Annotated in this window: 12 protein-coding genes; 6 read left to right on the plus strand and 6 right to left on the minus strand. The window is 69.4% G+C overall.

The genetic code is table 11. The features are described from left to right. Positions 1-2 precede the first annotated feature (2 nt). Together recQ and J2P76_RS11160 are read right to left on the minus strand one after the other, a co-directional pair. Positions 3-1817, minus strand: coding sequence for a DNA helicase RecQ (recQ, locus tag J2P76_RS11155; RefSeq protein WP_207407296.1), 1815 nt, complete (start codon positions 1815-1817; stop codon positions 3-5). Between the two features lie 78 nt (positions 1818-1895). Then, the gene (locus J2P76_RS11160) at positions 1896-3350 is read right to left on the minus strand and encodes a fimbrial protein (RefSeq protein ID WP_207407298.1); all 1455 of its coding nucleotides are present in this window, start codon (positions 3348-3350) and stop codon (positions 1896-1898) included. Between the two features lie 129 nt (positions 3351-3479). Here J2P76_RS11160 and J2P76_RS11165 point away from each other — a divergent pair, with 129 nt between their 5' ends. Together J2P76_RS11165 and J2P76_RS11170 are read left to right on the plus strand one after the other, a co-directional pair. Further along, positions 3480-4181, plus strand: coding sequence for a response regulator (locus J2P76_RS11165; RefSeq protein WP_207407300.1), 702 nt, complete (start codon positions 3480-3482; stop codon positions 4179-4181). 13 nt (positions 4182-4194) lie between these two features. Continuing rightward, positions 4195-5679 (plus strand): ATP-binding protein, encoded by a 1485-nt coding sequence (locus J2P76_RS11170; protein ID WP_207407302.1) that lies wholly within the window; start codon positions 4195-4197, stop codon positions 5677-5679. 16 nt (positions 5680-5695) lie between these two features. On the opposite strand, the gene J2P76_RS11175 is transcribed toward J2P76_RS11170, so the two are convergent. Both J2P76_RS11175 and J2P76_RS11180 read right to left on the minus strand, forming a co-directional pair. Continuing rightward, positions 5696-6727 carry a cytochrome d ubiquinol oxidase subunit II gene (locus tag J2P76_RS11175; RefSeq protein WP_207407304.1) on the minus strand — a complete coding sequence of 344 codons (1032 nt, stop codon included), beginning with the start codon at positions 6725-6727 and terminating at the stop codon, positions 5696-5698. Beyond that, entirely contained in the window at positions 6724-8067 is a 1344-nt protein-coding gene (locus tag J2P76_RS11180; RefSeq protein ID WP_207407306.1) for a cytochrome ubiquinol oxidase subunit I, read from the minus strand. The genes J2P76_RS11175 and J2P76_RS11180 overlap by 4 nt, the downstream gene beginning before the upstream one ends. Before the next feature lie 116 nt (positions 8068-8183). Between J2P76_RS11180 and J2P76_RS11185 the strand changes: the two genes are divergently transcribed. From J2P76_RS11185 to minE, 4 genes are all read left to right on the plus strand, one after another. Further along, positions 8184-9947, plus strand: a complete 1764-nt coding sequence (locus tag J2P76_RS11185; RefSeq protein ID WP_207407308.1) for a glutamine--tRNA ligase/YqeY domain fusion protein — start codon at positions 8184-8186, stop codon at positions 9945-9947. A gap of 12 nt (positions 9948-9959) precedes the next feature. After that, complete coding sequence (gene minC, locus J2P76_RS11190; RefSeq protein WP_207407310.1) at positions 9960-10796, plus strand: septum site-determining protein MinC; 837 nt, start codon at positions 9960-9962, stop codon at positions 10794-10796. Positions 10797-10905: 109 nt separating this feature from the next. Then, positions 10906-11721 (plus strand): septum site-determining protein MinD, encoded by an 816-nt coding sequence (minD, locus tag J2P76_RS11195; protein ID WP_207407312.1) that lies wholly within the window; start codon positions 10906-10908, stop codon positions 11719-11721. A 3-nt stretch (positions 11722-11724) separates the two neighbouring features. Then, positions 11725-11985 carry a cell division topological specificity factor MinE gene (gene minE, locus J2P76_RS11200; protein WP_012247903.1) on the plus strand — a complete coding sequence of 87 codons (261 nt, stop codon included), beginning with the start codon at positions 11725-11727 and terminating at the stop codon, positions 11983-11985. Positions 11986-12065: 80 nt separating this feature from the next. Here minE and J2P76_RS11205 read toward each other — a convergent pair whose 3' ends face one another. Together J2P76_RS11205 and J2P76_RS11210 are read right to left on the minus strand one after the other, a co-directional pair. After that, complete coding sequence (locus tag J2P76_RS11205; protein WP_207409179.1) at positions 12066-12287, minus strand: glycine zipper 2TM domain-containing protein; 222 nt, start codon at positions 12285-12287, stop codon at positions 12066-12068. A 205-nt stretch (positions 12288-12492) separates the two neighbouring features. Further along, positions 12493-13026, minus strand: a complete 534-nt coding sequence (locus J2P76_RS11210; protein ID WP_207407313.1) for an isochorismatase family protein — start codon at positions 13024-13026, stop codon at positions 12493-12495. Between the last annotated feature and the right edge of the window lie 3 nt (positions 13027-13029).

A 13029-nucleotide genomic window follows, 5' to 3' on the forward strand; every position in this document is an offset into this window, starting at 1 on the left:
GCTCAAGCCACCAGCCGCAGGATATCGTCGCCGTAGGCTTCCAGCTTGCGCGTGCCCACGCCGTTGATGTGCCCGAGCTCGTCCATCGAGGCCGGCCGCGCCAGCGCGATCTCGCGCAGCGTGGCGTCGTGGAAAATCACATAGGCCGGCACGCCATGGCTTTTGGCGACTTCGCCGCGCCAATTGCGCAGGGCGTCGAACAGCGGCTGGGCATCGGGCGGCAGCTCGATGGCGGCCGCGCGCGCCCGGCCGCCCGATTTGCCGGCGCGGGCTTTTTTCTCGGATTCGCGCCGCAGCATCAGCTGGCGTTCGCCCTTCAGCACGGCCCGGCTGCCTTCGGTAAGGGCCAGGGTGCCGTAGCCTTCGTGGTCCACAGTCAGCAGCCCCTGCGCCAGCAGCTGCCGCAGCACGCCGCGCCAGGCATTTTCGGAAAGATCGGCGCCCACGCCGAATACGCTGAGGGTTTCGTGCCCGTGCTGGCGGGTGCGGTCGGTGTCTTTGCCGCGCAGGATGTCGATGATGTGGCCGGCGCCGTAGCGCTGGCCGCGTTCTTTCCACAGGCGGTACACCGCCGACAGCACTTTCTGCGCCGCCACCGTGCCGTCCCAGGACTGCGGCGGCTCGAGGCAGACGTCGCAATTGCCGCAAGCCGTGATGGTCTGCCCGAAATAGGCCAGCAGGCGCACCCGCCGGCACTCTACGGTTTCGCACAGGCCCAGCATGGCATCGAGCTGCTGGCCCAGACGGCGCCGGTAGATTTCGTCGCCCGGTGATTCGTCGATCATGCGGCGCTGCTGCACGACGTCTTGCAGGCCATAGGCCAGCCAGGCCGTGGCCGGCAAGCCGTCGCGGCCCGCCCGTCCGGTTTCCTGGTAGTAGCCCTCGACCGACTTGGGCAGGTCGATGTGCGCCACGAAACGTACGTCGGGCTTGTCGATGCCCATGCCGAAAGCGATGGTGGCCACCATGACGATGCCGTCTTCACGCAGGAAGCGCGACTGGTTGCGGGCCCGCACGGCCGCGCTCAGCCCGGCGTGGTACGGCAAGGCGTTGATGCCGTTCTGGCACAGGAACTCGGCGGTTTCTTCGACGCGGGCGCGCGACAGGCAGTACACCACGCCCGACTCGCCCTCGTGCTCGCTGCGGATCAGGTCCAGCAGCTGGCGCCGCACCTCGTTTTTCTCGACGATGCGGTAGCGGATGTTGGGCCGGTCGAAGCTGGCCACGAAATGGCGGGCCTGGTCCAGCGCCAGGCGCTGCGCGATCTCGACGCGCGTCTCGGCGGTGGCGGTAGCCGTGAGCGCGATGCGCGGCACGTCGGGCCAGCGCTCGTGCAGCATCGACAGGCCCAGGTATTCGGGCCGGAAGTCGTGGCCCCACTGCGATACGCAATGCGCCTCGTCGATGGCGAACAGCGCGATGCGGCCGCGTTCCAGCAACTGCAGGCAGCGGTCGGTCAGCAGCCGCTCGGGGGCCACGTACAGCAGGTCGAGCTGGCCGTCCAGGAAGGCCTGCTCGACGTCGCGCGCCTCGCGCCAGTCTTGCGTGGAATTCAGGTATGCCGCCCGCACGCCCAGCTCGGTCAGGGCGTCGACCTGGTCTTGCATCAGGGCGATAAGGGGGGACACCACCACGCCGGTGCCCTCGCGCACCAGCGCCGGCACCTGGTAGCACAGCGACTTGCCGCCGCCGGTAGGCATCAGCACCAGGGCGTCGCCGCCGCCGATGACATGCTCGACGATGGCCTGCTGGTCGCCGCGGAAGGATTCGTAGCCAAAAACGCGCTGCAGGACGCCCTGGGCGCGCGGGTCAGACATTGGTAGTAGCGGAAAGCGTCATGGCGGCGATTTTAAGCCTCATTGAAGCGGCCGGGGCGGCGGCGCGCGCAAACGGCTCTACCACGGCAGCCAGCGGCCGCGCACGAAGGCGTCCACCGGCATGGTGACGCCGGCGCGCATTTCGTAATCGCCGGTCACCACGTCGCGGTCGGCGCCCACCGCCAGGCGCACGCTGGGGGCCACCAGCATGCTGTGCTCCAGCCCGAAGCGCTGCTCGATGGCTTCGCCGGATTCGCGCAGCCCGGTATAGGTGCCGGTCAGGGTGCCCCACCCCAGGATGGGCACGCCGGCGGCCAGCGTATTGCGCATCTGCGGCGCCGCCGCCGCGCCATTCCGGTACTGCGACAGGTCGCCGAACCCGGCGCCGATCTGTTCATTGGTGACCGCCAGGCTGACCGATTCGAACAGGCTGACGTTGTAGCCGAAGCGGTAGCGCCAGGCGTTGATGTGGTCGAAGCTGCTCTGCGTGGCGCCCGCCTGGAAGGTGCCCAGTTCGCCGGCCGAATAGGTGCTGCCCAGGCCGCGCGTGGACAGGTCCGGGGCGCTCTGCATCTGGCTTTCCAGGGTCAGGGCCGGCGTCAGCCCGTAGCGCAGCGCGCCGCTGCCGGCCGTCACGCCATAATCGATGGCGCCGGACTGGGCCGCCGTGTCGGTGTAGTTCAGCACGCCCACCGTCGACGAATAGGCCAGCCGCCCTTGCGGCACCTGCTGCGCCCCGCCGGCCCAGTCGGCCACCTGCAGGCCGCCGATGGGCACGGCGCTGCCCCATATCGGCGCGTTGGCCGTCAGGTTGCCCAGCGCCACGGTCGGGCCGGCCGTGTCGCGGTAAGTCCAGCGCCCGCCGCCATAGGAAAAGCCCTGCTGCGAGCCCACCGACGAAAACCACGGGTTGGCAGGCTGCGCCACGCCGGTCACCACCATGACCGAGCCGTACGGCACGGGGTCCCGGGTTTCCAGGCCGAAGGCGTAATCCTGCGGCGGCACCGGCGCCACGTCGGGAAACAGGTTGGCGCACTGAATGGGCAGGGCGGCGGCGGCCGTGCCGGCATCGATGGGGGCGTCGATCGTGCCGGTGGCATCCGGCCCCGGCGGCCGCTGCGCGGCGTCGGCCAGGCCCGCGGGCGGCTGCAAAGAAGCGTCGGTCAAGCCCTCGGCCGGCGTCAGCCTGCAGGGCATGGGATCGAGGTCGAGCTCGCGCGACTCGGACAGGGCGGCGGGCGCGACGGGCAGCGGCTGCGCCGGCGCCAGCACCGATATGCCCTGGCGCGCCGCCCGCTCGATCTCGTTCCAGTCGTAGCGGGCCGGGGGCCGCGCGGGCGCGGGGGCCGCCGCCGCCGGCGCTGCCGGCGCGGGCGCGGCGTGGTCGGCGGCCGGGGGCTCGAGCGTGGCGCAGGCGCCCAGGGCCATATTGCAGGCCAGCAAGGCGGCCGAAAGCGGGCGGGACATCCGCTTGCGAGGCAAATTGCGCAGGGTCATGACACCGGACAGTGTAAAGACCGAAAAGCGGGGCATCTGTAAACGTCGTTGAACGGGCGCAAGGGGTTCCGACGATATTTTAGTGAAAGCGCATCGCGTCACGGTATATTTCAATCCATTTCTCGCCTCTTGCCGGCCGCCTGATCCGCAGCCACTATGGCACCCATGGACACCCCACACACCAAGCTGCTGGTCGTCGACGACGATCCCGCCTTGCGGCAGTTGCTGGCCGACTATCTCAACCGGCACGGCTACGACACCCTGCTGGCGCCCGACGCCAACGACCTGGCCGCCCGCATCGCGCGCTATGCGCCCGACCTGCTGGTGCTCGACCGCATGCTGCCGGGCGGCGACGGCGCCGACGCCTGCCGCCGCCTGCGCGAACAGGGCGAAGACATCCCCGTCATTCTGCTGACCGCGCGCGACGAGGCGGTCGACCGCATCATCGGCCTGGAAGCCGGGGCCGACGACTACCTGGGCAAGCCCTTCGACCCGCGCGAGCTGCTGGCGCGCATCGAAGCCGTGCTGCGCCGCAAGCGCGGGCCGTCGGCCCTGACCAAAGACGCGCCGGTCAACTTCGGCCCGTTCGTGTTCGACCCCGCCATGCGGCAGCTGCTGCGCGACGGCGAACCGGTCAAGCTGACGGGCGGCGAGATCAATCTGCTGGAAGCGCTGGTGCGCAATGCCGGCAAGCCCCTGTCGCGCGAGCGCCTGCTGGCGCTGGCGCGCGACGACGACGGCGGCGAACGCAACGACCGCGCCATCGACATCGCCATCCTGCGCCTGCGGCGCGCCATCGAAGACGACCCGAAACAGCCGCGCTGGATCCAGACGGTCTGGGGCATCGGCTACCGCTTTTCGCCCTGACCCGCCGCGCCGCATGAACCGCCTGACCCGCTTCCTGCTGCCGCGCTCGCTGCGGGCGCGCCTGATCCTGCTCGTGCTGGGCGCCGTGCTGCTGGCCCAGGCCGCCACGCTGGCCACCGTGTCGTACTACCGCCAGAAATTCCTGGAAGACGTCGCCATCGGCTACATCGCCACCACCATCCGCACGCTGCGGGCGGCGGTGTCGCAGATCCCGGCCGAAGAGCGGGCCGATTTCGTGCGCAACGCCTCGCAGAACCAATGGCGGCTATGGTCGCGCACGCTGCCGGCCGAGGCCCGGCTGCAGCGCCTGAACCGCCCGCCGCCGCCAAGGCACGATGGCGCCGGCCGCCCCGCCGACGGCTCGCCGCCCGACCGCGCCGCCGACGACGAGCGCGAGCGCGAAGCGCGGCGCCAGCGGTTCCGCGCCATGCACGACAACCAGCCCGACGACATTCGCCGCGACCTGCGCGGGCCCATCCGCGAACTGAACGACCGGCTCAACGACGGTACCCGGGTGGCGCTGTCGCACGGGCCGGACCCCGAAATCTTCATTTCGCTGGCCCGCAATCCGGATACCGAAGACGCGCCGCGCCTGCGCGAATGGCTGGTCATCCCGCTGGACCGGCTCGACCCGCCGGTGGCCACGCCGCTGGTGGCCGTCTGGCTGGGCGGCCTGGGCCTGGTGCTGCTGCTGGCGGCGGGGTTTTCCTGGCACATCACCCGGCCGCTGACCGGCCTGGCCGAGGCGGCCGACCGCCTGGCGGCCGGACAGCCGCAGCGCGTGCAGCCGTCGGGGCCCAGCGAAACCCGCGCCCTGGGCGAACGCTTCAACGCCATGCTGGATGCGCTGGCCGAGTCCGACTCGGTGCGCCGCACCTTGCTGTCGGGCCTGCCGCACGATCTGAAAGGGCCGCTGTCGCGCATGTGGCTGCGCATCGAGATGGCCGACGACCCCGCCCTGAAAGAAGGCCTGCGCAAAGACCTGCAGGACATGCAGCACATGGTCGACCAGTTCATCGGCTTTGTGCGCGGCACCGATCCGGCCGCCTACCGCTACGCCCCGCTGGACCTGCCCGCGTGGCTGGCCGAGCGGGTGGGCGGCTGGCAAAGCACCGGCACATCGGTCAGCCTGGACATGGCCGACGACAACATCACCGTGCAGGGCGACGCGGTGGCGCTGGGCCGGCTGCTGGACAACCTGATCGGCAATGCCCTGCATCATGGCGAACCGCCGGTGGACATCAGCCTGCGCCGCGAAGGCGGCATGGCCGTACTTGACGTGGCCGACCACGGCCGCGGCATCGCCCCCGAGCGCCGCAGCGAGGCATTGCGCCCCTTCGCGCGGCTGGACGACGCCCGCACCCGCACCGGCAATGTGGGCCTGGGGCTGGCCCTGGCCGAAGCCATCGCGCGGGCCCACGGCGGCACGCTGGCGCTGCTGCGCGCCGACAGCGGCGGCCTGCTGGTGCGTATCGCCCTGCCGCTGGCGGCCGCCTGACCGGGGCCTGGCGGCCCTAGGCCGTGCGGCGCTCTTTGCCGAACACCGAGCGGTAGGCCAGCAGGTTGAAAATCAGCACCACCGGCACGCCAATTACCGCGCCGGCCAGCACCAGCCGCATCGAGCCGATCGAGGCCGTGCCGTCCCACAGGGTCATGTCGTCCAGGATCAGGTACGGGAACAGGCTGTAGGCCAGGCTCATCAGCATGAGCAGGTACAGCACCACGCACAGCACGAACGGCAGCCGGCTGTTGGCCTCGCCCCGGCCGGGCACGCGGGCCAGCAGCATTTCGGCGCTGGAAAAACACAGCAGCATCAGCGCCCAGACGACCACCGCCACGGCCAGGCCGCCGGGGTTGCTCCATTTGTAGAAAATGCCGGCATTGGCCAGGCCCAGCATCACCGACGTGCCCACCATGCCGACGGCCGTCCAGCGGATGGCGTGGCGCCCCCAGCGCGCGGCGCGGCGCTGCAGGTCGCCCTCGACGCGCATCACCAGCCAGGCGGCGCCCAGCAGCACATAGGCGGCCACCGCGCACAGCCCCATCAGCACGGCGAACCAGCCGTAGCCGGCGGCCGTCTGGTAGCCGGTGGCGATGCGCCCGAGGATCATGCCCTGCCCGAACGCCGTGGCCACCGAGCCCAGCCAGAAGCCCAGGATCCAGCGCGGCTTGAGTTCGGCGCGGGCGCGGATGCGGAATTCGAACGACACGCTGCGCAGCACCAGGCCCAGCGCCATCAGGGCCAGCGGGCCGTAGAGCTTGCCGAAGATCACGCCCCAGGCCAGCGGAAACGCCGAGGCGAACAGGCCGATGCCCAGCAGCGGCCAGAACTCATTGGCGTCGCGCCAGGGGCTGAGCAGGGTCATCATGCGGCCGCGCTCGTCGGCGGGCGCCAGCGGCAGCAGCATGCCCACGCCGAGGTCGAAGCCGTCGAGCACGATGCCGCCGGCGATCAGCAGGAACAGCAGGCCCATGAACACCAGCGGCATCCAGAAGGTGGGGTCGTTGGCATTGACGCCCAGCGAGGCGGCCAGCATGTCGATCATTGGGGCGATCCTCCGGGTTTGCGCACCGGCACCACCCCGTAGCGGGCCGCGTGGAACAGCATGCCGTTGAAGGCGGCCAGCAGCAGCCCGTACAGCACCAGGTAGCCGGCCAGGCTGGCCGCCAGGGTGGCGGTGCCGGCCGTGCCCAGCACCTCGGTCTGGGTGATGGTGGCATTGACGGCATAGGGCTGCATGCCCACCAGCGAGAACACGCCGCCGGCCAGCACGGCCAGCCCGCCGGCGTATAGCGTGCCCACGATCACGCGCAGCCACCAGCGCGGCAGCAGGGACGGGTCCATGCCGCGCCGCGCCGCCAGCGCCAGTGTCGTGCACGACACCAGCAGCATCGCCGCGCCCAGCAGCAGCGCCACGCGCAGCGCCCAGAAGGTCAGCGCCACGGGCGGCTGCATGCCCGAGAATTTGTCCAGCCCCTGGTACACGCCCTGCGCATCGCGCCCCAGCCAGTCGCCGCCCACGCCCGGCAGCGCCAGGGCGGCGCGGTTGGCCTGGACGCGGGCGTCGGGCCAGCCGAACAGCGTCCAGCCGGGTTCGGCGCCGCTGTGCCAGTAGCCCGCGGCGGCGGCCGCCTTGGCGGGCTGATGTTCGGCCATGACCCGGCCGGCGCCGTCGAGCACCGGCGCCTGCAGCAGCGAGGCGGCCACCGCCGCCACCAGCGCGGTCTTGAACGCGCAGCGCTCGCCGTCGTCGAGCGGGCGCCGCATGGCCTGCAGCGCGGTCACGCCCAGGATCAGGAAGGCGGCGGCCAGCGCCGACCAAAGGGCCATCAGCCCGAGGTTCCAGCCCAGCGAGGGGTTGAAGATGGCGGCGTTCCAGTCGTACACCTGGTAGCGGGCGTCGATCAGGGTGGCGCCGGCCGGCGTCTGCACCCATGACTGCAGCGCCAGCACCCAGAACAGCGCCACCGCCTGCCCCGCGGCCACCATGAACACGGCCAGGGTATGGATGCGCTCGGACACCCGGCGCTGCCCGAACAGCATCACGCCCAGGAAGCAGGATTTCAGGATGAATACCGACAGCACGCCGAAGCCGATGAGCGGGCCGGCCACATTGCCGATCTTGTCCATCAGGCCGGGCCACAGGCTGCCCACCTGGATCAGCACGGGCAGCGCCGCCGCCAGGGTCAGCACGAATGACAGGGCGAAAATGCGCACCCAGAAACGGTACGCGGCGGTCCAGCCCGGCAGGCCGGTGCGGTGCGCGCGCAGCTTGAAGAACAGCAGCAGCCAGGACAGGGCCAGCGCCAGGGCCATGAACAAGGCCAGGAAACTGAGGCTGGCGGTGAACTGGATGCGGGCCAGTAGCAGGGGGACGATATCCATGATGGCCGGTAGTGTAGAGCCTGTTTCTGGAACGTGGGGGACGGGTTTGGACGGCATTGGGGTGCGGACGTGGCAAAATTGACGCTTTGCTGCCGCCTTTTCCTATTCCTCCAAGCATGACCACCGCCCCGACGCCGCCTGCCGCCACCAATTTCCTGCGCAATATCATCGAAGATGACCTGCAGGCCGACCGCTTCCAGGGCAAGCGCTGGGCGGGCGCTCCCGGGCCCGCGTCGGCGCAGGCGCAGGGCGCCCCCGACCCGGCGCGCATCCGCACCCGCTTCCCGCCCGAGCCCAACGGCTACCTGCACATCGGCCATGCCAAGAGCATCTGCGTCAATTTCGGCCTGGCGCGCGACTTCGGCGGCGTGTGCCACCTGCGCTTCGACGACACCAACCCCGAGAAAGAAGACCAGGAATACGTCGACGCCATCATCGAGGCCGTGCACTGGCTGGGTTTCGACTGGAAGGCCGACGGCAACGACAACCTGTACTTCGCCAGCGATTACTTCGGCTTCATGTACGAATTCGCCCAGGCGCTGGTGCAGGCGGGCCACGCGTATGTCGACGAACAATCGCCCGAGCAGATCCGCCTGAACCGCGGCACCCTGACCGAGCCCGGCGTGGCCTCGCCCTGGCGCGACCGCCCGGCCGCCGAATCGCTGGCGCTGCTGGCCGAGATGCGCGACGGCAAGCACCCCGACGGCAGCCTGGTGCTGCGCGCCAAGATCGACATGGCCTCGCCCAACATCAACCTGCGCGATCCGGTCATGTACCGGGTGCGCCACGCCACGCACCACCGCACCGGCAACCAGTGGTGCATCTACCCCATGTACAGCTGGGCGCACCCGGTCGAAGACGCGCTGGAAGGCATCACGCACAGCATCTGCACCCTGGAATTCGAAGACCAGCGCCCGTTCTACGACTGGATCCTGGCCCGCCTGGCCGAGCTGGGCAAACTGGCCCGGCCGCTGCCGCACCAATACGAATTCGCGCGCCTGAACCTGACCTACGTCGTCACCAGCAAGCGCAAGCTGCTGCAGCTGGTGCGCGAAGGCTACGTCGACGGCTGGGACGACCCCCGCATGCCCACGCTGTTCGGCATGCGCCGGCGCGGCTACCCGCCGTCGGCCATCCGGCTGTTCTGCGACCGCACGGCCGTGTCCAAGTCCGACTCGCGCATCGACTACAGCCTGCTCGAACAGGCCGTGCGCGACGAGCTCGACCCCGGCACGCCGCGCTCGGTGGCGGTGCTGGACCCGCTCAAGCTGGTCATCACCAACTACCCGGCCGGCCAGGAAGAAGCCTGCTCGGCGCCGCGCAACCCCCACGACCCGGCGGCCGGCTCGCGCCAGTTCCCGTTCACGCGCGAACTGTGGATCGAACGCGACGATTTCCGCGAAGAACCGCCCAAGAAATACTTCCGCCTGTTCCCGGGCAACCTGGTGCGCCTGAAGTACGGCTACGTGGTGCGCTGCACCGGCTTCACCAAAGACGAATCCGGCCGCGTCACCGAAGTGCAGGCCGAGTACCTGCCCGACACCAGAAGCGGCACGCCCGGCGCCGACAGCGTCAAGGTCAAGGGCAACATCACCTGGGTCAGCACCGCGCACGCCGTGCCGGCGCGCGTGCACCTGTACGACCGCCTGTTCTCCGACCCGCACCCCGACGCCGGCGACAAAGACTTCCTGGCCTGCCTGAACCCCCATTCACGCGAAACCGTCGACGCCTGGCTCGAGCCCGGCACGGCGGCCGAGCCGGGCGCCACCTGGCAATTCGAGCGGCTGGGCTATTTCACGGTCGACAGCAAAGATTCCACGCCGCAGGCGCCGGTTCTCAACCGCATCGTCACGCTGCGCGATTCCTGGGCCACGGCCTGATTCCGTCCGACCATGACTACTGATTCCCTTGCCCTGGATTTCAAGAGCGCCACGCTGTATGCCATACGCGTGGTGCTGCACGACGCCGACCTCGACCGCCTGACCGCCGCGCTGGACCAGCGCATGGCCGACGCCGGCAGCTTCTTCGAGAACGAGCCGGTGGTGATCGACGCCAGCCGCGTCGACGCCCCCATCGACTGGCCCGCCCTGCTGGCGGCCCTGCGCGGCCACAATCTGCCGCCCATCGGCGTGGTGGCCGAAGGCGCCAACCTGGCGGCGGCCCAGGCCGCCGGCCTGGCGGCCGTGGAACTGTCCACGCCCCCGGCGCGCCCGGCGCCCGCGGTGGAAACCGCCCCGCCCAACGACGCGGCCACCCCGGTGCCCGCCGTGCCGGCCGCCGCGCTGGAAACCGGCGCCCCGCCGGCCGCCGACAGCGCCCAGGCCGAACCGGCCCCGGCCGAGCCCGCCCAGGCGGCGCCCGCGCCCGAACCGCCGGCCGCGGCCGCCGCGCCGGCTTCGGCCCTGGTCATTACCAAGCCGCTGCGCTCGGGCCAGCGCGTCTATGCGCGCCACACCGACCTGGTCGTCATCGGCATGGTCAGCCAGGGCGCCGAAGTCATCGCCGACGGCAACGTGCATGTCTACGGCCCGCTGCGGGGCAAGGCCATGGCGGGCGCGCGCGGCGACACCTCGGCGCGCATCTTCACCACCCAGCTCGATGCCGAGCTGCTGGCCGTGGCCGGCGTGTACCGGGTCGTGGAAGACAAGCTCGACAGCTCGCTGCACAACCAGCCCGCGCTGGTGCACCTGGACGGCGAGACGCTGCGGGTAGAAGCCCTGAAGAAGTAAAGGCTGGCGCGTTGCGCGCCGCCACCATGTCTACATCTTGTAAGAAGCCTTACAGCGGCTTTTTGCTTTACGATAACGCGATTTATTCGAACATAAGGGTTAACTGGTCATGACACGTATTGTTGTGGTGACATCCGGCAAGGGCGGGGTGGGCAAGACCACCACCAGCGCCAGCTTTTCGTCCGGACTGGCCATGCGCGGCCACAAGACCGCCGTCATCGACTTCGACGTCGGCCTGCGCAACCTGGATCTCATCATGGGCTGCGAACGCCGCGTCGTGTATGACTTCGTCAACGTCATCCAGGGCGAAGCCTCGCTGAAGCAGGCGCTGATCAAGGACAAGCAGCTCGAGAACCTGTTCATTCTGCCGGCCTCGCAAACCCGCGACAAAGACGCGCTGACGCAGGAAGGCGTGGCCAAGGTCATCGAAGACCTGAAGGAAATGGGTTTCGACTACATCGTGTGCGATTCGCCCGCCGGCATTGAAACGGGCGCCCTGATGGCCGCCTACTTCGCCGACGACGCCCTGGTGGTCACCAACCCCGAGGTCTCGTCGGTGCGCGATTCCGACCGCATCCTGGGCATCCTGGCCGCCAAGTCGCGCCGCGCCATCGAAGGCGACGAGCCCGTCAAGGAATACCTGCTGCTCACGCGCTACAACCCCAAGCGCGTCAACGACGGCGAAATGCTGTCGCTGACCGACATCGAAGACATCCTGCGCATCAAGCTGATCGGCGTCATCCCCGAATCCGAAGCGGTGCTGCAAGCGTCGAACCAGGGCCTGCCGGCCATTCACCTGCGCGACACCGACGTGGCCGAGGCCTACAAAGACGTGGTGGCCCGCTACCTGGGCGAAGAAAAGCCCCTGCGCTTCACCGACTACGAGAAGCCCGGCCTGCTCAAGCGCCTGTTCGGAGGGAAGTAAGCAATGTCCTTCCTGTCGTTTCTGCTCGGCCAGAAGAAGACCTCGGCGGTTGTCGCCAAGGAACGCCTGCAAATCATCCTGGCGCACGAGCGTTCGGGCCGCGGCGCGTCGCCCGACTACCTGCCCCAGCTGCAGCAGGAGCTGGTGGCCGTCATTTCCAAGTACGTGAACATCAACCCCGACGACATCAAGGTGCACCTGGAACGCCAGGACACGCTGGAAGTCCTTGAAGTCAAGATCGAGATGCCGCAAAAAGAAGCCTGAACGCGGCGGACGGCAAAACAAACAGCCCCGGCAAGCAAGGCTTGCCGGGGCTGCTTTTTTGCCGCCGGGGCGGGCGCGGCTTACTTGCCGACCTGGTCGCCGATGATGCCGCCCAGCGCGGCGCCGCCCACCGTGCCCAGGATGCCGCCGCCGCTGATCACCGCGCCGGCCACGCCGCCGACGGCGGCCCCGCCCACGGTGCTTTTCTGGCGGCGGCTCATGCTATCCCACGAAGAGCATCCCGCGACAGATGCTGCGAGCACGATGGCCGTGCTGATTTTTGCGAAGGTTCCAATTTTCATCATGATGAGGCTCCTGTTGTTGTGCCTGGGACAGCGCGCTGGAAGTTAGGCCAGACTAGCAGGCACTACGGCGTCCCCCTGCAAACTTTCTGAACCTTCAGAATCGCAAAAAGCGACGCGTTGAGCTGTTAGGGATGCCCATAAATTGTATCCATGGGTAGGCCGGGCGCCCCATGGCGGGGGCAGATGTTGCCTGGCACGCGGCTTATTTCACCAAACGTAACACGTCGCGGAAGCGGGGATGGTCGCAGCTTTCCATCCACTCGAATAAAGCCATTTCGGCGGTGACCACGGTAGCGCCCGCCGCGCGCATGCGGCGCATGCCCGCGTGCTGGTCGGCTGGCCGCCGCGAGCCGACCGCATCGGACACCAGCACGGCGCGGTAATTCAGTTCGAGCAGGCCCACCACGGTTTGCAGCACGCAAACGTGGGCTTCCCAGCCAACCACCAGCACCGTGCGCCGCGCGGCCGGCAGCCAGGCATCGAAGCCGGGTTCGCGCGCCGCCGAAAAATGCCGCTTCTGGAACACCGCCTGCACCGGGCCGCGCAGCGGCTCGATGGTGTGGCCCAGGGCGCCGCTGCTGTGCTCGGTGGCGACCACCGGCACGTCGAGCAGGCGCGCGCCCTGCGCCAGCTTGGCGACGGTGTCCGCCTGCTCGGCGCCATGCGCGATGGCCGGCATCAGGCGTTCTTGCATGTCGACGATCAGCAGCGTCGAGTCGGCGGCTTGCAGCAGCATGGC

Source organism: Bordetella petrii, assembly GCF_017356245.1.
GTDB classification, from domain to species: Bacteria; Pseudomonadota; Gammaproteobacteria; order Burkholderiales; family Burkholderiaceae_B; genus Bordetella_A; species Bordetella_A petrii_D.

Excerpts from the sequence above, each read along its gene's own strand:
- J2P76_RS11175 (WP_207407304.1), bottom strand. The coding sequence starts at position 6,727 with ATGATCGACATGCTGGCCGCCTCGCTGGGCGTCAATGCCAACGACCCC.
- minE (WP_012247903.1), top strand. The coding sequence starts at position 11,725 with ATGTCCTTCCTGTCGTTTCTGCTCGGCCAGAAGAAGACCTCGGCGGTT.
- minC (WP_207407310.1), top strand. The coding sequence starts at position 9,960 with ATGACTACTGATTCCCTTGCCCTGGATTTCAAGAGCGCCACGCTGTAT.
- J2P76_RS11210 (WP_207407313.1), bottom strand. The coding sequence starts at position 13,026 with ATGCTGCTGCAAGCCGCCGACTCGACGCTGCTGATCGTCGACATGCAA.
- J2P76_RS11160 (WP_207407298.1), bottom strand. The coding sequence starts at position 3,350 with ATGCCCCGCTTTTCGGTCTTTACACTGTCCGGTGTCATGACCCTGCGC.
- J2P76_RS11185 (WP_207407308.1), top strand. The coding sequence starts at position 8,184 with ATGACCACCGCCCCGACGCCGCCTGCCGCCACCAATTTCCTGCGCAAT.
- J2P76_RS11205 (WP_207409179.1), bottom strand. The coding sequence starts at position 12,287 with ATGAAAATTGGAACCTTCGCAAAAATCAGCACGGCCATCGTGCTCGCA.
- J2P76_RS11180 (WP_207407306.1), bottom strand. The coding sequence starts at position 8,067 with ATGGATATCGTCCCCCTGCTACTGGCCCGCATCCAGTTCACCGCCAGC.
- minD (WP_207407312.1), top strand. The coding sequence starts at position 10,906 with ATGACACGTATTGTTGTGGTGACATCCGGCAAGGGCGGGGTGGGCAAG.
- recQ (WP_207407296.1), bottom strand. The coding sequence starts at position 1,817 with ATGTCTGACCCGCGCGCCCAGGGCGTCCTGCAGCGCGTTTTTGGCTAC.
- J2P76_RS11170 (WP_207407302.1), top strand. The coding sequence starts at position 4,195 with ATGAACCGCCTGACCCGCTTCCTGCTGCCGCGCTCGCTGCGGGCGCGC.
- J2P76_RS11165 (WP_207407300.1), top strand. The coding sequence starts at position 3,480 with ATGGACACCCCACACACCAAGCTGCTGGTCGTCGACGACGATCCCGCC.